This window comes from Qipengyuania sp. HL-TH1, assembly GCF_036365825.1.
GTDB classification, from domain to species: domain Bacteria; phylum Pseudomonadota; class Alphaproteobacteria; order Sphingomonadales; family Sphingomonadaceae; genus Qipengyuania; species Qipengyuania profunda.
Genome location: NZ_CP142675.1, coordinates 2,321,668 through 2,343,625 on the forward strand (window position 1 = coordinate 2,321,668; position 21,958 = coordinate 2,343,625).

Consider the following 21,958-nt stretch of genomic DNA (forward strand, 5'->3'; position numbering starts at 1 on the left):
CATGCCCTTACTGCCCCCCGCCCGCGACCCAGGCGTCGATCTTGGCTTCGAGCACCGGCAGCGGGATATCGCCCGTGTTGAGCACCTGTTCGTGGAAGGCGCGGACATCGAAATCCTCGCCCAGTGCGGCCTCGGCGCGCGCGCGCAGCTGCTTGATCTTCAATTCGCCGGTCTTGTAGGCCAGCGCCTGCGCGGGCATCACGATATACCGCGCGCTCTCGCTTTCCGCGAAGTCGCGCGCCGCGCCATTGGCGACCATATATTCGATCGCCTGCTCTCTGGACCAGCCGAGCGCATGCATGCCGGTGTCGACCACCAGCCGCACCGCGCGCAGCATTTCCCCGCCCTCGAGCGCTTTCAGCCGTTCGACCGGATCGTCATAGAGGCCGAGTTCGTAGCCGAGGCTCTCGGCATAAAGACCCCAGCCTTCGCTGAAGGCAGTGAACCCGCCGTAGCGCATGAATTCGGGCAGGTCCTCGTTCTCGATCGCGAACATCGACTGGAAGTGATGCCCCGGATTGCCTTCGTGCATGTAGAGCGAGACCGAGGTGCCCAGCTCGCGTTCGGCGACGTTGTAGCCGCTGAAGTAGAAGGTGCCCGGACGCGACCCGTCGGCCTTGCCCGCCATGTAGCTGGCGGCGAGGCTGAATTTCTCGCGATAGGGTTCGTAGGGCTCGATCCGCAGTTCGGTTTCGGGCTGGCGCAGGAACACCTCGTCCATCAGCGGATCGACCTGCTCGGCCACTTCGTACCACGCGGCCTGGAGGTCGGCCTTGCTGGTGTAGGTGGCGCCGGTGCGGCCACCGGCTTCCGCTTCGGCGGCGTCGATCGCGGCATTGATCCGCGCAACCTCGGCCAGCCCGGTTTCATGGACCTGCTGCGCAGTCAGCGGCAGCGTGGTGTTCTCTTCGATCCGGTAGGCATAATAGGCCTCGCCGCCGGGATTGTCGGTCGCGGCGATGCTAGGCCGTGCCTGCTCGAGATATTCCTCCGCGAGGAAGCTGCGCAGCTTGGCGAGCGCGGGCATCAGCGTGCCGGTCAGCACCGCGCGATGCTCGCCGATCAGGCGCTCGCGCTCGGAGGCGGAGAAGCTGTCGGGGAAACTAGCGACCGGCGCCCAATAGGGGCTCTGCTCGATCGGTGCGCCAATCTGCAGATCGAGCTGTTCGATCATCAGTTCGACCGACATGCGCGGCAGCGTGATGCCCTGCGCCGCACCGGTGCGGAAACGCGCGATCGCCTGGTCGACGATCTCCGCCATCGCGCGGTGGCGACTGAAATTGTTCTCGTAATCCTCCACCGTATCATAGGGCATCAGCGCGCCGGGCGCGGAAAAGCGCGGGTAGAAGACATGCAGCCCGCGGAAATGGTCGATCGGCAAAGCGAGCACGGTGGGCAGCACATCGGGCGCGGTCTGCGCCAGCGTGCGCTGCTGCGTGTATTCGAACACATCGTAGGCGATGCGGTCGGTCTCCCCCAGCGCGGTGCGGTCGATCGTCGCCAATTCGGCCAGATTGGCCTGCGCCGCCGCGCGGTCCGCGGCATAGCTGGCGGGCGAATAATCGCCCAGCTGGTCGGCATCGGAAAAGTCGCCGCGGAAGAATGCGGCGATCGGATTGCGGTCGAGCATGTCCGCTTCGCTGCGTTCGAACAGGGCGGCGAGCTTGGCGGCTTCCGCCGCATGCGCTTCGGCCTGGTGCGAATGCGCCAGCACGGCGGGTGCGGACACGGTGGCGCAGGCAATGGCGAGCGCCGATGCGAGGCGCGCGAAAGTGGTAGTCATGATGTGCAGTCTCCCCTGAGATCGTAGCGCGACGCTAGCCGTGCGGGCAATTGCCGCAAAGCCCCTTCGACAAAGCGTTTTCCCAGACCCGCGAACGGTGTTCAGGCAAACTCGAGCCCTTCGAACGCGCCCGAACGCCGCCATTGGTCGATATGGTTGAAGAATCCCAGCGCGCCCGCCGGATGGCCCAGCGCGAAACGTTCCTGCTCGCCGTAACCCTGCCCTTCGTTGTTGTAATAGCCGGGCGTGCATTCGGTGCTGCCCAGCCGCGCGGCGGGACCCGTCAGCAGGAAGTCGAGCCATTGCTGTTCGGCCTCCGCGCTGGGTTCGACGCTGGCATGCCCCTGCGCCTCGGCATGGGCGACCACCGCCGCCACCGTCTCGGCATGGTCGACGAGGTTGTGCGGGTAATTGGCAATGAAGGCCGCCGCCTGGTTCTGCTGGACGAAGAACAGGTTGGGGAAGCCGTGGACATGCAGGCCGTGAAAGCTGCGCATGCCGCCCGCCCAATAGTCCGACAGCAGCCGCCCGCCGCGTCCGGTCACGTCATAGCCCGCGCGTTCGGTGAAATCGGTGCCGACCTCGAATCCCGAGGCATAGACGATGCAATCGACCTCGTACTCCTGCCCATTGGCGACCACGCCCTTCGCGGTGATCCGCTCGACGCCCTGGCCGTCGGTGTCGACCAGCTGGGTGTTCTCACGCGTGAAGGCCTGGAGATATTCGTCGTGGAAGCACGGACGCTTGCACAGCTGGCGATACCAGGCCTGCAGCTTCTTGCCCGCCTCGCCGCCGACGATGTCCTCGGCGCGCGCACGGATTTCGCTCATCTTCTGGTTATCGGCATCCTCGAAAGCAGCCATGATGCCTTCGGGCGTGCGCTGCTCGGGCGGCATGTCGATCACCTGCGCCCGGATGCGCTTGCCGAGATCGGTCCAGCCATCGTCGACGAGGTCCTCGGCAGGGAAGCCGATGCCGAGATTGGCGACGAAGTTCTCCTGCCATTTCTTCTGCCAGCCGGGCTCTGCAACCTCGTCGAACCAATCGCGGGTCAGCGGGCGGTTGTTGCGCTCGTCCACGCTCGACGGCGTGCGCTGGAACACCAGCAGTTCCTTCGCATCGCGCGCGACATTGGGCACCACCTGGACCGCGGTCGCACCCGTGCCGATCACCGCCACGCGCTTGTCCGCCAGCCCGGTCATCGGCTCGCCTTCGGGCGTGCCGCCGGTATAGCCGTAGTCCCACCGGCTGGTGTGGAAGCTCTTGCCTTCGAACAGCTCGATCCCGGGCAGGCCGGGCAGCTTGGCGACATGCAGCGGACCGGTGCCCATGCCGACATATTTGGCCGTGAATTCATCGCCGCGATCGGTGCGCACGATCCACAATCGGCGAGTCTCGTCCCATGCGAGATCGGTCACCTGCGTGTGGAACAGCGCGTTGTCGTAGAGACCGTATTGCCGGCCGATGGCGCTGCAATGGTCGCGGATCTCGGGGGCATGCGCGTATTTCTCGCTCGGCATGTGCCCGGTTTCCTCGAGCAGCGGCATGTAGATCATGCTCGCGGTGTCGCATTGTGCGCCGGGATAGCGGTTCCAGTACCAGGTCCCGCCGAAGTCGCCGCCCTTCTCGACGATGCGATAATCGGTGATCCCCGCTTCCTTCAGCCGCGCGCCGACGACCAGCCCGGCAAACCCGCCCCCGATAAAGGCAAAGGTGACATGATCGCTGACCGGATCGCGTTCCTCGCGCGGAGTGTAGGGATCGACGGCAAGATCGGTGAACTCGCTCTCGAGCCGCTTGTACTGCGCGGCCCCGTCGGTGCGCAGCCGCTTGTCGCGCTCCGCCGCATACCGGCGCCGCAGCGCCTCCTTGTCGATCGTGCCGTCCTTATGGGCCGTAGCCATGTCTCTCTCCCCGCCGCGCCAGTATCGATTCGCAACCCATCCATCTTGTCGCGCAAGGATGAGAACGACAAGGGTGCGGTATTGGAGTGTGCGAGAGGCGCGTCAGTGGAGCCTTTACAGGGCGATGGCGCGGGGCGGGGCGGGGCGGGGCGGGGTTGTCATAAGGAAAATCAGTGGTGCCAGAAGAGGCATCACATTCGAACTTCTTTTCCGTTTAATTTCTGATGTTTAGATATTTCGGTCAAGCTGAAAAGCCCGCAAAAGGCCCGCAAAATCCCTCTAATGTATTGGTTCGATGCCTTTTTTAGGACTCGGAATTTCAATTTCAAACTTGACCGCGGAGTAGGTCGTTATCCGCTTTGCGCTCCAATCTCCGCTATTCTACGGGCTGCGCGCTCTGCCCGGAAGCAGTCATCCGTTCGGTTTACTTTAAATCATCGATATTCGTTCCAGCTTCTCTTCTTTTTGGCCGATAGTCTGGGAGGGGAGGATTTGATGTAATTCCCTCAACCTGAATATCTTCGATTTTTTCACTGAGAGGAGCAAGTTCGCGACTAAGCTCGCGAAGGTCCGTTTCACCTTCAACCAAAGAATCTTCGACCGCCGGAATGCCACTCCTTATCTGGGAAAGTTTGTTTTCAGCGTTCTGCACGCCCTCCCTGAATTGGCGAAGGCGTCGTTGCGCGATAGCAGAAGCGCTCCGCCCTGAGATCCGCCGATCTGCATCTCGAAGATTATTTCCCCATCCACCAACCCTGTGCCCTAAGTCTAACAATCTTCCTTTTGTTGAGGCCAATCGTTCGTCCCAACCTTCGGCGTCCGATGCGAGTGCGGCCGTCGTGACTCGAAGCCGGACAAGATCGGAGGTGATCACCCGTTGCTTTTCTGGCTCCAGTCCTTCGTTCAGAGCGCGAATGCTATTTGCCACGGTCTCTACAGTGGCGGTCGCATCCCTCCCCAATAGTCCGGTTTCGTCCGCGGCGGGAATGATCTTTTTTCCTGACTTGTCGGTGTAAATGCCCTGACGACCCCGTCGGCCCTCGAGCACGAGCGCAGCCTCTCCAGTTATCAGATCCGTGCTGATTGTCGCTTCAAGGCCGTGGACTTTCGCCGCAGAAGGATCGAGAGTCAGAACAACGACCACGTTTTCCGGTTCATTTTCCGCCAGACGGACCGATGTTACCTGTCCCACAGGGACTCCCGATAGTGTTACAGTCGATCCCGACTGAAGGCCTTCCACGGAGCGATCAAACTTGATCTGATATGTTTCCTGATTTGGTCTGGGATCGATTAGCCACATCGCGAAAGCGATGGTCGTAAGCATCAGAATGCCAACGATCCACGCCACTAGGGAGAAGTTTGCGTTAGTTTCCATCTAGCACGCCGCCAGCGGTTTGTTCGTCCGGCAGAGGGCCGGTGCAATGAAAGTTCGCGTCCCGCATGCTCCATTCGGTTGTCCGCTATAGAACATGACCGAGGTTCGTCCCCTGGCGCAATCGCCACGAGCGGGGCATCCGGGCGCGTCGAATGTGTTTTGGTTTTGAGATCGGCCTAGTCCCAACACGGGCGTGATGCCGCCCCGCCCGTGGCGACCGAATATTGCTATGACTTGCGCAAGCCGCGTCCGGTCACTCAAGCGCGAAGGCGTCATGTCTTCCAGGCCGCTGCTGGAGGATGTGATTTCAAGTCTCCTGGCGATGTCCGTCTGGTTCAGGGCAGGAGCTCTGATCAACTGCGCCAACACACGCCACTGCGTACGATTGAGGCTCAGCGGCTGTGCTCGGTCATCGAATGCCTTGCGCGCGGCGCGGCTGATCTGGTCCATCATGAAGATCGCTCGATCATCGTGGGTGATGACATTGTCGAGTGCGAGAGTGCCCTCATCTTCTGGCATGAGACATTCCTATCGATCGGAGAAAAATAGTAAAGGACTTTCGCATTTTGTTTTGGCCGCTATATCGCTCGCGCAGCGGCTCAAACGATGGCGAGGAGCGAAATAATCATGGCGGACGAGACAGCAGGGGCTAGCGATGAAGGCGCACGTCCGACGGGGTTGTCCAGTCCGCGGGTCCGGCTGGGTCTGCTGATCGCCGGCATTCTGGTCCTGCTCGCCGGGAGCTACTGGTATTACAATCATCAGACGTACGGCAGATTCCAGCAGTCCACCGACAACGCTTATATTGCCGCCGACAGCGTCATCATCTCCCCCAAAATTGCGGGCTACGTCGAGCGCGTATTAGTGACGGAGAATCAAACGGTCGCGTCGGGCGATGCGCTTGTCCAGCTGGACGTGCGAGATTATCGTGCCCAAACGAACCAGGTCGAAGCCCAGATCGCCGCGTCGCTCGCCGGAGCAGATACGGTACGCGCCCAGCAACAAGAGCAGGACGCGGCAATTGCCCAGGCCCGTGCACAGCTCGCAGCAGCATCTGCACAGGCTGGTCTCGCTGCTGAGCAGGTTGTCCGGTACCGCCCCCTTGCCGCTTCGGGAGCGGAGCCGCGCGAGAGGCTCGATCAGCTGGAGGCCCAGGCCAGAGAAGCGCAGGCTCAAGTCGCGGCAGCGCGCGCCGCGCTCACGGCGGCACAGCGCCGACAGAACACGCTTAGCGAGCAGATAGACCAGGCCAATTCGCAAGCCAACGCCGCTCGTGCGCAACTCGAGGCCGCCCGTCTGAACCTGTCATCGACCACGCTCCAGGCCAGTATTTCCGGGCGGGTGGGTGACCTCACGGTCCGACCTGGACAATTTGTCCAGCCTGGCCAACGCCTTATGAGCCTCGTACCGACCGACCGCCTCTACGTGACAGCAAATTTCAAGGAAACGCAGCTCGGACTTGTCCGCCCGGGGCAACCCGTCACCTTGGAAATCGACGCGCTGCCGGACCTCGAGCTATCAGGAAGAGTGCAGAGCATCGCGCCGGGTACCGGGGCAGAATTCTCGATCCTACCTCCGCAAAACGCGACGGGTAATTTCACCAAGATCGTTCAGCGCGTCCCGGTGCGCATATCCATTCAGGCTTCGCCCGAGATCCTGCGTCTGCTGGTGCCGGGCATGTCTGTTGTCGCGAGTGTCGATACGCGCGCCGCTAGAGACCAACTCGATTCGATCCGCAACGCGGCCGGAGACTGACCGATGGCAGGCGCCGCTGCAGCGGTTTCGCCGCCGGTCGAAAAGGCCGATGCTACGGCCTGGATCGCCGTAGCCGCCGGTGCGCTGGGGGCGATGCTGGCAACGCTTGACATCTCGATCGTCAATTCGGCGCTGCCGACGATCCAGGGGGAAATCGGCGCGACCGGAACCGAAGGCACCTGGATCGCGACAGCCTTCCTTGTTGCCGAGATCATCATCATCCCTCTGAGCGCGTGGCTGGAAAGACTGCTCGGCCTTCGCACGCTGCTCATCGTCGCGGTTTCTGCCTTCACGGCCTTTTCGGTGTTGTGCGGCATTGCCACCGATCTGACGACGATGATCATCGGTCGCACCGGTCAAGGGTTCATGGGCGGCGCGCTTATTCCAACCGCTATGACCATCGTCGCAAAGCGACTGCCTCCATCGCAACAGCCGATTGGCATGGCGCTCTTCGGAATGACCGTGGTTCTTGGGCCGGTAATGGGCCCGTTGGTGTGGGGGCTGGCTTACCGAGAACCTGAGCTGGCACTACGCCTTCTTCGTCAACGTGCCCGTCTGCGCGTTGCTCCTTGCTTTACTATTCATCGGGCTACCCCATGAAAAGCCCGACTGGGTTTACCTGCGCGAGGCTGATTGGGCGGGAATAGCTGGTATGATCCTTGGGTTGGGTGGGCTGACCATCGTTCTGGAAGAAGGCCACCGTGAGGAGTGGTTCGATTCCACGCTGATCGTCCAGCTCACACTGATGACGGTCGTGGGTTTTGCACTTCTGACCTACGGACAGCTTTACGCGCGCAAACCCGTGCTCAAATTGCGCCTGATGCTCAGCAGGCAGTTTGCCAGCGTCGTGGTGATGGCACTGGCGCTTGGCATGGTCATGTATGGCTCGACCTACGTGATCCCGCAATTTCTCGCGATAATTTCCGATTATAATGCCTTGCAGACCGGACTTGTGATCTTCTGGATGGGCGTTCCGGCTTTCCTGTTGATGCCCGTTCTCCCGTTCATGATCCGCAGGATTCACATCCGCATTGCGGTCGGCGCGGGCATGTTCATCATGGCGCTAAGCTGTTTCGTCAGCATAAATCTGACAGCGGAATCGGGAGGTGGAGTGTTCACCGAAAGCCAGTTCCTGCGTGGCATCGGCATGATCCTCACGATGATGTTCCTCAACCAGGCGACGGTAGCTTCGGTTGCCAAGGAGGATGCCGGCGATGCTTCCGGGATCTTCAACGCGGCGCGAAACCTCGGGGGCTCGTTCGCGCTCGCGGGGCTTGCCTCGTTCCAGGATCAGCGCCTGTGGCATCATAGTCGACGCATGGAAGAAACCCTCAACGCCAACAGCCCCCGGCTACAGGAATACCTGGACGGCATGACGGCGTCGCTGGGCAGCCCACAGGCCGCGCTGGAGATGCTTTCCGGCATCATTCAGCGCGATGCGTTCGTGATGACCTACAACGATGTCTTTTTCGCCATGGGCGCGATTACCCTGGTCACGGTGCCGCTGGTACTGTTCCTCAAGCCTCTCCCGAAGAACTTATCCCTTTCGATGCACTGAGAACTCTATGCGCAAGACCCTAACCCTCCTCGCTCCCATGGCGCTCCTCGCGGGTTGCATGTCCGGTCCCGACTATGCCGGTCCCCCGCAACTTGCGACCGCCGCAGGCAATGCGTTCGTACGCGCCGGCCCCGAAATCGATCCGTTTGCGCCGATTGCCGGCGACTGGTGGACGCTGCTCGGCGATCCGGTTCTCAATGAACTGGAGGCGCGCGCGCTGGTCGGCAATCCGGGCGTGGCCGCGGCGCGCGCTCGCATCGAACAGGCAAGGGCTTCTGTCCGCCAGGAGCGCGCCAACCGGCTACCCGCCGTGGCTGCGCAGGCGACTGCGGTCCAGGCGAATATCCCAGGGCTAGATATCGGCAGCGGCCCGCCCCCGGGATCGCCCGGCGCTCCTGCAGACACCGAAGAGCAGGACAGCCTCAGCGTCTACAACGTCGGGCTCAATGCAAACTGGGAGATCGATTTCGCTGGGGGGCAGGCACGGCGTGTCGAGGCCATTAACGCTCAGGCTGCGGCCTCGGTGGCGAACGCCGAGGATGCGAAAGTCCAGCTCGCCGCCGAAATCGCGCGGGCGTATGTGAGCCTGCGAGAAGCGCAAGGGCGGCTCGAGCTTGTCCAGCGAGAGCGCGACTTGCAGCAGCAAATTCTCGAATTGACCTATCAGCGCTATACACAGGGCGCTCTCGCGCTGTTCCCGGTCGGTAACGCGAACGCCGAGCTCGAACTGCTCAAGTCGCAGATCGCGGAAGCTCAAGCGGACATCGATGTATTCAAAGACACGCTCGCGGTGCTGACGGGCGAAGCGCCCGGCGCACTCGACGGGCTCCTGGCGGCTCAGGCCGAAATTCCGCTTCCCCCCGAACGGGTCGCGGTGGGCGATCCCGCAGCGCTAATAGCGCGGCGGCCGGATGTTCGAGCCGCCGAACGCATGCTGGCCGCGGCGAATGCGCGCATTGGCGTGGCAGAGGCTGCTCGCTTCCCCAAGATTTCCTTCATGGGGATTCTCGGTTTGGGCGGATCGGAGCCCGACGACATCCTGGACCCGGGCAACTTATCGGCAATCGCTTTGCCGCGGCTGCAGTGGAACCTGCTTGATTTCGGCCGCACGGCAGCATCGATCGATCAGGCCGAGAGTGCGCGCGACGAGGCCGAAGCGCGCTATCTTGAAGTGGTCCTGGGCGCACTACGCGACGCCGAACAATCGCTTGCTCGGTTCGGGCAACAAAGAGCCAACGTAGCCGCGCTGGCGCAGATCAGTCGGCAGGCCGACACGGCTGCGGAGCTTAACGAGCAACGCCGCGCCGCGGGGGTAATCTCGCAAGGCGAACTCAACACTTCGATCCGCAAGCGCGAACAGGCCAGAGCAAATCTCGATCGGGCGATCGCCGCCATGACAAATGGCTGGATCGCGATCCAGAAGTCGCTTGGGTTGGGATGGGTCGAATTGTCTCGCGACAATCGCACGTCGGTTGAGCCAGCTCCGGTCGATCGAAAATCAGTTATGAAACCTGAACAGAGTTAGGATAAGTTTTCTCAGAAGTCTGCCCCGCAGCCCCTTCCAACTTTTCCTAACGCGTCAGCACCTCGTGCACTACGACCCAATCTTGGATCATAGGGGTCAGCATGTTTCCGCCTTTCGCAGAGTGCGTTTGCCAGTATCACCATCGGATATCCCGATTGCACTATTCGGTGACTCTTCATTGTCGTTTCTATGTAAGGCCTTAAGCTTTCCGCGAGCATCTCGTAGCGACATCAACGAGCGATCGTACAGGCATTTCGAGTGCAGCTCGCATTTGGCCGGTTCGATGACCGCCTCGTCGGTAGGCTTACGAGGCGGTCATCGAGCATTACGCCGCTCTGGAAAAGCTATAAAGTCATGGGTCGAAATACGAACTAGCTGGCACTGTCCGTTCGGGTCGTTGGGAGGACCACCGATCTCCCCGCCAACACGATCTGGACCTGTTAGAAACTGAACCCCAAAGCAACACCATATCTACGAGGATCCAAAGTGTAGATATTGGTAAAATTCCCCGAGGATGCGTCGGTCAAGTACAATCCTGTCACCGAGCTGCTGTCGAAAATGTTCTGAACAAATCCGCGCACGAACCAACGCTCATCCGCACTGTTCAACTGCACGATCGCGTTGGCTTGCACGAATGGCTCGATCCGGTTGACCCTGCCGTTAAAGATATTGCCGTATTGCTCACCAGTCAGCGCTACGTCCACGCGAGGAACCAGAGTCATGCCATTGTCGAAAGTGGCGGTGTACTGCACACCCATCGAAACCTTCATTTCGGGGGCCTGCGGCAACTTGTTCCCTTTTATGTTGACCTCTACGCCAGGGCTTAATACCGCAAGGCCGCTGCCCGCCGGAACGGCTCCGGCCAAGACATCGCAAATGCTGAATGCGCCGCTTGACGCAAGATTGCCGTCATTAGGAAATTCTTCGGGACCACGAAGACCCAGAGCTGCGTTCACTCCGGCCACGAATGCGTCGGCCGCGCCGGGGGCTGGCCCGGTTACGGCACAATTAGCACCGTTGCTAATATCCTTGATGATGACGGCATCAGGATCGCCGCCACCCGGGTCGCGCGGATTGGAGAAGAACTGGTCGCCGGCAACTTCCGCGTTGAGATAACTGAACGTCAAGTTGACAAGCCAATCGGGATCGGGCCGGATAACGGACTCTAGTTCCACACCCCAGATATCGGCATCGATAGTATCATTAACTGAGGTACGGGCGACGATGCGGCTAAGCTGCAACCCGCTATACTTATAGTAGAATGCAGTAGCGTTTAATTGCAGTGCGCCATTCGCAAAGGTATTTTTCGATCCGATTTCAAATGCGTCGATGGTTTCTGATCCGAAGCTTTCAGCCACATCGAAAACGGGCGAAAGGGGCGGGTTGATACCCCCGGATTTATAGCCCCTGGCATAAGATGCGTAAATCGAATTGTCAGGCGTAACTTCGTAGTCGAGCACCGCACGCCCGGTTATTTCATCGAAACCTACTTCTCTAAATTGCGTTAGCTGCTCACCTGGCGTACCAGGATCGGCATCAAAAAGACCAGAGGGACCGGTTAAGGGAGTGATCGGGCTGTCGAACGGCTCCCCGTCATTCGCGTAAGGATTGAGGAAGCTAATCAAGGTCGTGCGCGCAGTCACGTCTTTCTTGTCGTCGTTATACCGCAAACCTCCGGTGAAGGTCAGACGCTCGGTCAGGTCGACGTAGATCTCCCCGAACACACCGAAGCTCTCAAGATTAGCCTCGAGAGAATTGTTGCGGTACATGGATGTTGCGAAGTAGGATGGCGGTGCACCGCCTGCCAAAGTACCAAACGATCCCAGAATGGCACTGGCGTAGTCAAGCGCGAATGAGTTTACATAGTAACTGTTGTCGGTAGTCTTGGACTTTGCATAGATCCCTCCGAGCAGGAAATTGAATGCTCCGTCGAAATCACTGGAAAGGAGGATTTCGCCGCTCCAGGATTCGCGTTGCTCTGAAGACCTGTCGAAGGATAGCGGCGTTTCGCCGCACAATACATTACCTTCGAACGCGCCCCTGTTCCCATCATCGTTATCGGAGGTGCACAATAAGCCCCCTGGGCCATTGGGGATGAGAGCCTCCACAATCGGGGTAAAATACGCCGACGAACCTGGCACGAACGCCGGTGCAGGTGCGGGGAGGCCGGTAGGCAAACCGTTGGCCGCGAAGCCGGACAACACGTTCAAGGCCGTAGCAAAGCCGGTACGATCCTGAATGCCCAGAAAGTAGTCCTGCCGGGAATCGACTTCGGTGTCCTGATAAAGACCGGTTGCAGTCAGTGTCATAGCTCCGATGCGCTGCTCGAGACGGGCCTGTAGCTGCACTTCATCGGCAAAATAGAATGGAGTATACGCCGTGTTTACCGTGCGCACATCGTCGGGCTTATCGAATCCTGCAAATGCATCGGGGCCGTACAGGCTTCCCAATCCCAGTACTGAGGGAATTCCCTGAATAGCGAAGAACTCTTGCGAACTGAGCGTTGCGCCGACTGTGGAATTGGCATTGGTGATGTCAAAGTCGCGGCGATTGTTCAGACAACCCAGCACGCCGAGCGGGTCACGCTGGCAGGCCTGCTTTTGATTACGTAAACGGGTGTCATCTTCCCTGAAATAATATGCCATGAAGTCGAGAGTGGTATCGGCACCGGGTTCAAAACGAAGAGAACCACGAACAGCGTACATGTCTCGGTCGTCGACATCCGAATTGTCGAAAAGGTTTGTGGTGTAACCGTCGCGATTCAGAAAGAATCCGGCTACCCGAACGCCGATAGAATCGCCGATCGGGACATTGACCATCCCTTCGGCCTTGATGCTGTTGTAATTCCCATACTCGAACTCTCCGGCCGCGCCGAAAGAACCGAGGTCAGGCTTGGCTGTCACAAGGTTGACAACACCCGAGGTAGCGTTGCGGCCGAAGAGGGTGCCCTGCGGCCCCCGTAGGACCTCAATTCGCTCAAGGTCAAAATATTCTGTTTCGAACAGCCGGGTACCAAAAAGAGGGGAACCATTGATATGGATAGCCGTCGCTGCGTCACACGTCACACCAACACAAAGATCGCCGATACCACGGATGGTGAAGGACGACCCGGTGAAGTTGCCCTTCGAAAATGAGACGTTCGGGAGCGTCAATTGAAGGTCAGCAGCGTTCTCGATCTGCTGGCTTTCGAGAGCCGTAGCATCGAAGGCACTGACCGCGATCGGCACCTCTTGCAGACTTTGAGATTGGCGTTGGGCCGTCACGATGATTACGGATCCTTGGGGTTCCGCCTCATCAGTTGTGGAATCCTGCGCTAAAGCCATCTGCGGCCAAGCCAAGATGGCCGAAGTGGCGAGCACCATCGCTCTCAGTGTCATATAGCATCCCTTCCCATCTCTTCAGTGCGACGATAATTGGCTCCGCCGCTTACTGCAAAATGGGGCGACCTCGAGGGTCGCCCCTTAGTCTGTGGAGAGGAGAGGGAGAGAATTAGCCCAATCCCCGTCCATGGGCATATACATCCGCGTGATATTAGTAAAGCGCCTTATCTTTTGACCCCATGGGCCACGATCCAGATCGCACGCGGAGTGAACGTTTGCTAAAGATCAGCAATGGTTGGCGTGCTAAGCGAGTTGCTCCCGATAAAGCTTTTGCCCCAGCTGGCATCGAGACCAACGAAGCGTTCGCCGTGCCGACGGCGACAATAGTTCGGATATAGTACAAGATGAATATGGACGCCCTTTGCCCCCATCTCGCTGGCCTCTGACCAGGAACCAGCCTCTTAGTATGGGGGATCTCAGAGGCTCCAAAAGGCCAGTACCGCCCGTAGCGCAGCGACGAACGCGAGCGGCTGATCCAGCATGAGATGATGGCGTGCATCGGGCACTGCAACAATTGGTATCTTTCCCCCTCCCAGTTCCCGGATATAGCGGGCGGAATCGCGATCAAAGAGCTGACTTTTCTCGCCGTACACAATCGCTTTGCGCCCGGGCGCATCGACCAGCCTCTGGCCTACTGTCAGCCATTCGTCGGGCTTGTTGCTGCGCCGGAACACTTCGGGAGAAAACTTCCATGTCCACTCCTCGCCATCGCGGCGGAGAGAGTGATAGGCCATGTAATCCATCAGGAACGGCTCACCAACTGCCTGCGGCGGCGACAGGATATACCTCTCGCGCGCCGCTTCGTAGGTGGGGTAGCGTCGCACCGGTTTGTCAGGATTACCCGACCCGGGGCTCGATCTGCCCATGGTCCAGTATTTCTCCAGCTTTTCGGGCCGCATCACCATGAGATCGCAGACAATAACGCCGGCGAAGGCATCCGGCGATTGGGAAACGGCGGTCAGCGCTGCACCCGAGCCGAAACTATGGGCGATGATCGTCGGTCTGCTTCCATCTGCAAACAAATCGAGCGCTTCGCTGATCTCGACAAATTCCTTTCCCCGCGCAGCTATATCGGCCACGCCGCGCATCTCGCTATCGCCCATACCGGCCAGATCGAACGCCACCACGTCGTAGTCTTCGGCAAGGTACGGTGCGATGAAGGCAAAGCAGCGGGCATGGGCGAGAAAACCGTGAGTCATGAGCAATTTGGGCCGGTCACGCCTGCCCCAGCGAAGATAATGCACCCGCGCGCCACCAACCTCTACGAAGCCTTCCTCACGGGGCACGCTCAGCGCCCAGGCGAACCATTCGGGTATATCCGCCCCGTCGCCGGCCCATACGGGATCAATATCTGTTGACCCGTCGTGGATTGGTTTCATTTCATTCATTTCGGCGCAGTCTCCATACCGGATAGTGTATTCCTGATAAAACCACGATAATCGTGCCGTGCGACATCGTGGCATAGATCGGCGTAACCAGATACGCTGGGGAAATTGATCAGTTGTCGGGGTTTGCCGGGAATATTGGCGCCCATGTACCACGATTCAGCCTTGGGGAAGAGCGTCATCGACCCTACTTGGGCGACCATATCGGTCCAGCTTCGCTGGGCCAGCGCATCGGCTTCGAAAAGGCCGATCCTGTTATCGCGCAGCCAGATCAGGAAATCGCAGATCCAGTCACCCTGGATTTCGGCGCTTGTCGGACCGTTGGAAAAGCCTGAAGGGCTGAGCGGTCCGTAGGCGAACAGCATGTTCGGAAATTGGGCGACAGCCATGCCCAGATAGGCTTTGATCTCACTCTTCCATGCTTCTGCCAGCGCCAGCCTTCCGCGGCCGGTGATGTTCATGTCGATGAGCCCGCCACGACCGGCATCGAAGCCGGTCGCGAAGACAATGAGATCGCACGGGATCATGCCAGTGGCTGTTTCTATCCCGGCCTCGGTGACGCGAGTGATCGCGGTGTCGTTCAGATCGACCAGCGTCACATTGTCTTGTGCGAAGATCTCGTAATAATTCTGTTCGAGCGATGGTCGCTTGGTCCCGAAGGGATGTGGCGGCTCATCGGGAGCGAGCTTCTCGGCAATGGTCGGGTCGCAGATCCGCTCGCGCACCTTGTCACGCCAGAACTCGTAGGCGTGGCGATTGGCGTCCTCGTTCGTCAGTATGTCAGCGAAATTATGATACCAGAAGCGCAACCCTCCTCGCTGCCACAAATCCTCGAAATGCGTAGTCCGCTCTTCCTCGGTCACAGCCAGGGCCGAAATGTCCAGCGATTGGCATTCGAAACCGCCACTTGTCGTAAGCCTTTTCTGGAAGACAGCGGGATATTCGGATTTTTCGCGAAGCTGACGATCTGCGTCCAGTTTTTCCTGCCGCATGGGAAGGGCGAGAATCGGGGTTCGCTGAAAAAGCGTCAGCTGCTCCGCGCAGCTTGCCGCCTCCTGCGCCACCTGTACGCCGCTGGCACCCGTGCCGATCAGGGCGATCCGGCGGCCGGAAAGGTCGATGCCTTCCTGCGGCCAGCGGGCGGTATGGCACCATTCGCCTTCGAAATCGCTAAGGCCCGGGATATCGGGAATGTAGGGTTTCGAGGCGAACCCCAGGGCCGGCAAGAGGAAACGCGCGCTTACTTTTCCGCCATCGTCGAGCTTCAATCGCCAGCAGGCGGTGTCTTCATCGAACGGCGCGCTTTCGACCCGTGTTTTCATTCGCATTGCCGGCCAGAGGTCGAGCGTATCGCAGACGTGGAGGAAATAGGCGCGCAGTTCTTCCCAGCCTGGAAATCGTTCGCTCCACGTCCAGCTTTTCCATACTTCCGCAATGGAAAATTCGTAAAGTGGAACCTGGGAATCGACCCGTGCTCCCGGATAGCGGTTCCAGTACCAGATTCCGCCCGGCTGCTCCGCTGCGTCTACCAGCAGAACATCGAACCCCGCCTGACGCAGCTTGTATAGCAGGTATATTCCGCTGAACCCGGCCCCGACGATTACGACATCATAGTCAGGAAGGGGCGAATGGCTCACGAGGCCCCGGCACCCGCTTTCGCGATGTCTTTGGCCGTAGTATAATCCGCCTTGCCGTTTGACGCGCGCAAGGCGGTTTGCGTTGGGCAAATCGCCTTGGGCGTTTTGTAACCTGCCAGTTGCTGGCGCACGTGATCCTTGATCGCTTGCGCGTCGAAGTCCGCATCCTGGGTCAAATGCACCACAGCGGTCACCGCTTCGCCCCATTTTTCGTCAGGCACCCCGACGACAAGCGCGTCGGCAATGGCGGGATGGGTTTTGAGCACTTCCTCCACCTCCTCGGGGTAAACCTTTTCACCTGCGGTGTTGATGCAGACGCTGCCGCGGCCCAGCAAGGTCAGGCTTCCATCGGATTCCACCCGGCACCAGTCGCCCGGGATGGAGTAACGCACGCCATCGATCGTCCTGAAAGTCTTGGCCGACTTTTCCGGGTCCTTGTAGTATCCTGTGGGGATTGCGCCCTTGCGGGCAATAAAGCCGGGCACGCCGCTCCCCGCCTCGACCTTCCGGTCGTTCTCGTCGAATACGTCGCAAAATTCCCCGATCCCGAATTTCGCGGTGTTGGTGCCGCCCTGTGCGGTCGTCACCGACAAGCCGTAGCCCAGCCCTTCCGAAGCGCCAAAACTGTCCATGAGGATGACCTGGGGGATATGTTTGCACAGGCCCGCCTTTACCTGTTTACTCCACATGACGCCGGACGAGATGATCGAAATCAGGCTGCTCGTGTCCCAGCGCTTCGGGTGGGCGTCCAGCGCCTGCAGCATGGGTTTGGCAAAAGCGTCACCGACAATGGCGATGCTCTGCACCTTGTGCTGGTCCACTGCATCCCACAATTCTTCGGCGTCGAAGGATGGATCGGACAGCGTGACGATGGCCCCGCCCGACATGAGCGTGCCGATAGCAGTAATGAACCCGGTTCCATGCATCAGCGGGCACGCCGGCAAAGTGATGCGCGCAAGCTCGCCCTGCTTCACCAGGGCCACCATTTCCTCCATGGTCTGGGGAACCGGACCCAGCAGCTTTTGCGCGTCGAGCTGAGCCTTGCGCATATCATCGTGTCGCCACATCACGCCCTTGGGCATGCCGGTGGTACCGCCTGTATATATGAACAGCAGGTCATCGGGGGAACGCTCGATATCGAGAGGCGCGCCGTTACCTTCTACAAGTTTTTCGTAAGGAAGCGCGAAGGAAGCGATCTGCGAAGCATCGCCGATTTCTACAAATGTATGAACCTTGGTCAACCGTTCCTTCAGTTCAAGAATGCAGTCGCGGAACTCGGAACTGTAAACAATTACCTCGCTATCGGAATCGTCGAAGATGTAGAAAACCTCCTCGGGACGGTAACGATAATTGATGTTCACGTGCGTGAGGCGGCCCTTGAAGCACGCGGCCATCAATTCCCCGTATTCGGGACGGTTGCGCATGTAGAAGGCTATCTTCGCCCCGTCGCCTGCACCTTGCGCGCGCAGATTGCGCGCCAAATTGTTCGAACGCTTCGACATTTCGGGCCAGCTAATGATCCGGTCGCCGTGAATCAGCGCCGGAGCATCTTCTGGGACCGCAGGCTCGATTGCATCAAGGATGTCGCCAAGGTTCCAGTCGATCACGTATTAATTCCTCTCTCCTTGGTGGCCACGATTTTGTCGGTAGCGTGCGCCTAATTCATCGTCTCATGCGACCTGCGTCCACCCCTGCAAGGCCGCTGCTTCGGCCCGGACCGCTTCGGGACCGCCCAGAACCTGGCGGTCGAAACCGATTCGCTTGAACCAGAAATGCAGACCTAGGAGATCGGTAAAACCCATCCCCCCATGCACCTCGGTTGAGGTTCGGGCGACAAAACGGTGGACTTCGCCCGTATGTGATTTGGCATGGCATGCCACCAGCGAAGCCTCGTCGGGCGTCGCATCGAACGCATGGGCGGCATACCAGACCAGCGAACGGCATGGTTCATGGCGGGCAGCCATTTCCGCGCACATATGCTTGACCGCCTGGAAGCTGCCGATCACTCGTCCGAACTGTTCGCGCTGCCCGGCATAGTCGACCGCTTTTTCGATCATAGCCTGGCCCGCACCGAGGCTATCGGCGGCCAGGAGCACCCGGCCGGCGTCCCGCAGGCGCCTGACTGTGGCCCCACCATCGTCCGCGAGAGCCTCGCCCGCTACGCCAGAAAACCGCAGCTCCCCTACGCTCCGGGTGCGGTCGATCGTTTTGAGAGCAACCTTCTCCAGACCCGCAGCATCGCCAGCTACGAAGTGCATACGACCGGCGGTATCGGCTACCAGAAACGCGTCGGCTTCCAGGAAGTCGAGCGCGAACAAAGCCGTTCCGTCGAGCTTTGCGCCGTCGAAGTCCACGCCTGCCCGGTCCCGGATCTCCACCGTTTCCGCGATCGCGACGGCGATTTGCGCCTCGCCCTTCGCTATCCTCGGCAGCCAGTGCGCCTTCAACTCCTCGCTACCGCCCTGTGCCAGCGCAAGGGGTGCCAGTACATGGGCACCGATAAAAGCCACCGGCGCGACGGCATAGCCGAGCTGCTCGGCCACAACGGCGGCATCGAGCATTGTCATCCCGAGCCCGTCATGTTGCTCGGGAACCATCATTCCCCAAATGCCGATTTCGCCCAGCGCCGAACGCACGTTGTCGCTGAAGGGAACCGAGCCCTCCGCGCATTCGCGCACATGATCGAGCGGACAAGTATCAGCAAGAGTGCGGCTGATCGCGTCGCAGAGCATCTCCTGGTCTTGCGAAAGTCCGAAATCCATCAGGCGGCTCCCTTATTCTGCCCGCTTGCAACGGCCGTCGCCTGTTCGGCCGCGGGAGGCGTTGCGAACTTGGGTTCGCGCGGCATTTCCAGCCCGCGTTCGGCGATGATGTTCTTCTGGATCTGGGCGGTGCCTCCACCGATGATCAGACCAAGCTGGAACATGTAGTTCCACTGCCAGGCACCGTCTTCGCGCTCGCGCTCGCTTCCGTGATAGAGTATGCCCATCTCGCCCATTGCGTCGATCGCGAGCGCGGAAATCTGATGGGCGAGCTCACAGCTCTGCAGCTTCACGACAAGTTTCGCCATGCCGCCGGCATCCCCCCTAAGGCTGTTCGACAGGATGCGCATGCCGTTGAATTTCATCGCCGCGACTTCGGCTTGCAATGCAACCAGCCGGTCACGCAGAACGGCGTTGTCCATTGCGCAACCCTGGCCGATGCGTTCTTTTTGCATCAGCCTGACCAGCGCCTGGAGCCGGTTTTCCAGTGCATCGGGGTCGCCCAGCATGCCACGTTCATGGCCCAGTGTGGCATTGGCCACGTACCACCCCTGCCCGCGCTGCCCGACGATCTGATCCAGGGGAACCCGCACGTCGGTAAAGAACGTTTCATTGAACTCGGCATGACCGGTCATGGTCTTGAGTGGTCGGACCTCGATCCCTGGTGTGTCCATCGAGAAGATCAAGTAGGAGATGCCGCCGTGCTTGGGCGCGTCCGGTTCGGTCCGCACAAGGCAAAAGATCATGTCCGCCTGCTTGGCCGTGCTGGTCCAGATCTTCTGTCCGTTGATGACAAAGTCGCCATTTTCGACGCGGGCGCTGGTCTTGAGCGCGGCGAGGTCCGATCCCGCTCCAGGTTCCGAATATCCCTGACACCAGACTATCTCGCCATTAAGGGTCGGCTCGATCCATTGCCGTTTCTGGGCTTCGGTTCCGAGTTCCAGCAGCGTGGGAACGAGCATGGAAATGCCCTGGTTCGCAAGGCCTGCGGGGATGCCAGCGCGCGAAAATTCCTCGGCAATGATCCGCGATTTCAGGATGTCCGGCTCGGCTCCGTATCCGCCGTATTCTTTGGGAATCGTGCGCGCGGTGTAACCATGCAGGATCAACAGCTGTTGCCATTCGACGGCTTCGGGGGAAGGGCGCGCGGCACGGCCTTGGCCATCGGGTGCGCGGTGACCGTGGGTTTGCAGGAACTGGCGCACTTCCTCGCGAAACACGTCATACTGGGGTCCGTAGTCGAGATCCATCTTGGTCTATCCTTCTGCGCGCGCGATCGCGACGGGTCGGAATACTGGCAGGCGAAAATCTTCGGAGATCGGCTCGAAATCCAGCGTGACCGGCAGATCGAGCTCAAGCTCGTCGAGCGCGCAATCGACCAGCCGGGTTGCCATGCGCACTCCCTCCTCCAGTTCCACCACCGCAGCGATGAAGGGAATCTCGCCGGCGAAGGCGGGATGCAGTGCCTGATGGGTCACCGTCCAGGAAAACAGCGTGCCATTGCCGGTGCTACGCTCCCACGACCACTCAGGAGAACCGCATCGGGCGCACATATAGCGCGGCAAATGCCGAAAACTGCCGCATCCTTCGCACTGCTGGAAGTAAAGGTTGCCGTCCTGACACCGGTTCCAGAATTCCTGCTCCACCGGATCCTGCGGGCGCGGCTTTGGCTTGGCTGGTGCGGCCTGCGCCGAGGGGCGCATCTTGGGCGGCAGATCTTTCTCGTCGCTCACGCAAACCTCCTCAAAATCGCTATACTGCCGTCACCCAGATCGCCCCAGCCGGTCACCAGGCCGGTCTGGGCGCCTTCGACCTGCCGCTCCCCACAATCGTGGCGCAACTGACGCACCGCCTCGACGACATGGTTCAGTCCCCAAACATGGGCCTCGCTCAGCAGGCCGCCATGGGTGTTGACGGGATAGCGCCCGCCCAGCTCGATCTGGCCATTCGCGACGAACTCTGCCTGTCCACCTGGTTCGCAATAGCCCAGGGCCTCCAGCTGCAGGAGAACCACGTAGGTGAAGCAGTCGTAGATCTGCAGAAAATCCATGTCTTCGCGATCGACCCCCGCCATTTCGAACGCGCGCGGCGCGGCGTAGCTCAGGCCGATCTTGAAGGGGTCGGGACGCGAAGGGATATCGTCGGCGGGGTAAGGATGCCCTTCAGCCGCACCGGCGATGCTCACGGGAACATGCGGCATGTCCCTGGCGCGGTCCATTCGCGAAACCACGACTGCGCATGCCCCGTCAGTCTCCAGACAGCAATCGTAGAGGCGAAAGGGTTCGGATATCCAGCGCGCGGAATGGTAGGTTTCGGCATCCAGTTCCCGGCCATAAGTGAAGGCCTGCGGATTCATCTGCGCATGGCGACGGCACGCCAGTGCAACGGCCGCCATCGCTTCCGGGCCGATATCGTAAATTCGGGAGTGCCGGGTGGCGAGCCAGGCATACATCTGCACCGGCAGGAACACGCCATACGGAATGTAATAGCCTTGGATCGTATTCGTCAGGGTGTTCATGTTCATCGGCCGCGTCGGCGGTGCGCCAGGCTTGGGCCGCAAGGCGGAATAACCGTTCCACCCGAGCGTCACCAGCACATGGTCGCATAAGCCGCTGGCAATTGCCATCGCGGCGTTCTGGAGTGCCGTGGTAGGGCTCGCCCCGCCCATGTGGACCGTAGAGGCATAGCGCAGAACTTCGATACCGAGGTTAGCCGCCATCTCTTCCGAGGTGGTGTAGATCGGCGGAGGAACCATGCCGTCGATATCCGACGGCTTCAGCCCTGCATCTGCTATGGCTTTGCGCGATGCTTCCAGCATCATGTCGACCGCGGTTTTCTCGGTGCCTTTCACGAAAGCGGTTTCGCCCACTCCGGTGATGGCCGATTTGTCGCTT

Annotated in this window: 14 protein-coding genes and 1 pseudogene; 3 read left to right on the top strand and 12 right to left on the bottom strand. The window is 60.1% G+C overall.

Annotation, left to right across the window (positions count from 1 at the left end):
• Window positions 1-7: 7 nt before the first annotated feature.
• The 4 genes from VWN43_RS12020 to VWN43_RS16355 form a co-directional block, all read right to left on the bottom strand.
• Window positions 8-1,783, bottom strand: coding sequence for a DUF885 domain-containing protein (locus tag VWN43_RS12020; RefSeq protein ID WP_320181562.1), 1,776 nt, complete (start codon window positions 1,781-1,783; stop codon window positions 8-10).
• A 101-nt stretch (window positions 1,784-1,884) separates the two neighbouring features.
• Window positions 1,885-3,687 (bottom strand): flavin-containing monooxygenase, encoded by a 1,803-nt coding sequence (locus VWN43_RS12025; protein ID WP_320181561.1) that lies wholly within the window; start codon window positions 3,685-3,687, stop codon window positions 1,885-1,887.
• A gap of 424 nt (window positions 3,688-4,111) precedes the next feature.
• Window positions 4,112-5,062, bottom strand: coding sequence for an MlaD family protein (locus VWN43_RS12030; protein ID WP_082737151.1), 951 nt, complete (start codon window positions 5,060-5,062; stop codon window positions 4,112-4,114).
• A complete protein-coding gene (locus VWN43_RS16355; protein WP_050599573.1) occupies window positions 5,063-5,581 on the bottom strand; it encodes a MarR family winged helix-turn-helix transcriptional regulator in 519 nt (172 codons plus the stop codon). It lies immediately after the preceding gene.
• A 108-nt stretch (window positions 5,582-5,689) separates the two neighbouring features.
• On the opposite strand from VWN43_RS16355, the gene VWN43_RS12040 reads away from it, so the two are divergent.
• From VWN43_RS12040 to VWN43_RS12050, 3 genes and pseudogenes are all read left to right on the top strand, one after another.
• A complete protein-coding gene (locus tag VWN43_RS12040; protein WP_050599652.1) occupies window positions 5,690-6,817 on the top strand; it encodes an HlyD family secretion protein in 1,128 nt (375 codons plus the stop codon).
• A 3-nt stretch (window positions 6,818-6,820) separates the two neighbouring features.
• Window positions 6,821-8,375: pseudogene (locus tag VWN43_RS12045) on the top strand (DHA2 family efflux MFS transporter permease subunit).
• Window positions 8,376-8,412: 37 nt separating this feature from the next.
• A complete protein-coding gene (locus tag VWN43_RS12050; protein ID WP_006834178.1) occupies window positions 8,413-9,900 on the top strand; it encodes an efflux transporter outer membrane subunit in 1,488 nt (495 codons plus the stop codon).
• Between the two features lie 440 nt (window positions 9,901-10,340).
• Here VWN43_RS12050 and VWN43_RS12055 read toward each other — a convergent pair whose 3' ends face one another.
• From VWN43_RS12055 to VWN43_RS12090, 8 genes are all read right to left on the bottom strand, one after another.
• Complete coding sequence (locus tag VWN43_RS12055; protein WP_067463606.1) at window positions 10,341-13,277, bottom strand: TonB-dependent receptor; 2,937 nt, start codon at window positions 13,275-13,277, stop codon at window positions 10,341-10,343.
• Between the two features lie 419 nt (window positions 13,278-13,696).
• Window positions 13,697-14,668 (bottom strand): alpha/beta fold hydrolase, encoded by a 972-nt coding sequence (locus VWN43_RS12060; protein WP_050599570.1) that lies wholly within the window; start codon window positions 14,666-14,668, stop codon window positions 13,697-13,699.
• Window positions 14,665-16,302 carry a flavin-containing monooxygenase gene (locus VWN43_RS12065; protein ID WP_050599569.1) on the bottom strand — a complete coding sequence of 546 codons (1,638 nt, stop codon included), beginning with the start codon at window positions 16,300-16,302 and terminating at the stop codon, window positions 14,665-14,667. The genes VWN43_RS12060 and VWN43_RS12065 overlap by 4 nt, the downstream gene beginning before the upstream one ends.
• Window positions 16,299-17,909, bottom strand: a complete 1,611-nt coding sequence (locus VWN43_RS12070; RefSeq protein ID WP_050599568.1) for an acyl-CoA synthetase — start codon at window positions 17,907-17,909, stop codon at window positions 16,299-16,301. The genes VWN43_RS12065 and VWN43_RS12070 overlap by 4 nt, the downstream gene beginning before the upstream one ends.
• 63 nt (window positions 17,910-17,972) lie before the next feature.
• Complete coding sequence (locus VWN43_RS12075; protein WP_067463600.1) at window positions 17,973-19,064, bottom strand: acyl-CoA dehydrogenase family protein; 1,092 nt, start codon at window positions 19,062-19,064, stop codon at window positions 17,973-17,975.
• Window positions 19,064-20,314: an acyl-CoA dehydrogenase family protein gene (locus tag VWN43_RS12080; protein ID WP_067463598.1), complete on the bottom strand. Its 1,251-nt coding sequence runs from the start codon at window positions 20,312-20,314 to the stop codon at window positions 19,064-19,066. Before VWN43_RS12080 ends, VWN43_RS12075 begins: the two co-directional genes overlap by 1 nt.
• 6 nt (window positions 20,315-20,320) lie before the next feature.
• A complete protein-coding gene (locus tag VWN43_RS12085; protein ID WP_006834185.1) occupies window positions 20,321-20,797 on the bottom strand; it encodes a Zn-ribbon domain-containing OB-fold protein in 477 nt (158 codons plus the stop codon).
• A complete protein-coding gene (locus tag VWN43_RS12090) occupies window positions 20,794-21,933 on the bottom strand; it encodes a thiolase C-terminal domain-containing protein (protein ID WP_228135199.1) in 1,140 nt (379 codons plus the stop codon). The genes VWN43_RS12085 and VWN43_RS12090 overlap by 4 nt, the downstream gene beginning before the upstream one ends.
• Window positions 21,934-21,958 lie beyond the last annotated feature (25 nt).

Coding starts and splice junctions, on each gene's coding strand:
- VWN43_RS12055 (WP_067463606.1), bottom strand. CDS start 13,277: ATGACACTGAGAGCGATGGTGCTCGCCACTTCGGCCATCTTGGCTTGG.
- VWN43_RS16355 (WP_050599573.1), bottom strand. CDS start 5,581: ATGCCAGAAGATGAGGGCACTCTCGCACTCGACAATGTCATCACCCAC.
- VWN43_RS12025 (WP_320181561.1), bottom strand. CDS start 3,687: ATGGCTACGGCCCATAAGGACGGCACGATCGACAAGGAGGCGCTGCGG.
- VWN43_RS12020 (WP_320181562.1), bottom strand. CDS start 1,783: ATGACTACCACTTTCGCGCGCCTCGCATCGGCGCTCGCCATTGCCTGC.
- VWN43_RS12050 (WP_006834178.1), top strand. CDS start 8,413: ATGGCGCTCCTCGCGGGTTGCATGTCCGGTCCCGACTATGCCGGTCCC.
- VWN43_RS12060 (WP_050599570.1), bottom strand. CDS start 14,668: ATGAATGAAATGAAACCAATCCACGACGGGTCAACAGATATTGATCCC.
- VWN43_RS12040 (WP_050599652.1), top strand. CDS start 5,690: ATGGCGGACGAGACAGCAGGGGCTAGCGATGAAGGCGCACGTCCGACG.
- VWN43_RS12030 (WP_082737151.1), bottom strand. CDS start 5,062: ATGGAAACTAACGCAAACTTCTCCCTAGTGGCGTGGATCGTTGGCATT.
- VWN43_RS12075 (WP_067463600.1), bottom strand. CDS start 19,064: ATGGATTTCGGACTTTCGCAAGACCAGGAGATGCTCTGCGACGCGATC.
- VWN43_RS12080 (WP_067463598.1), bottom strand. CDS start 20,314: ATGGATCTCGACTACGGACCCCAGTATGACGTGTTTCGCGAGGAAGTG.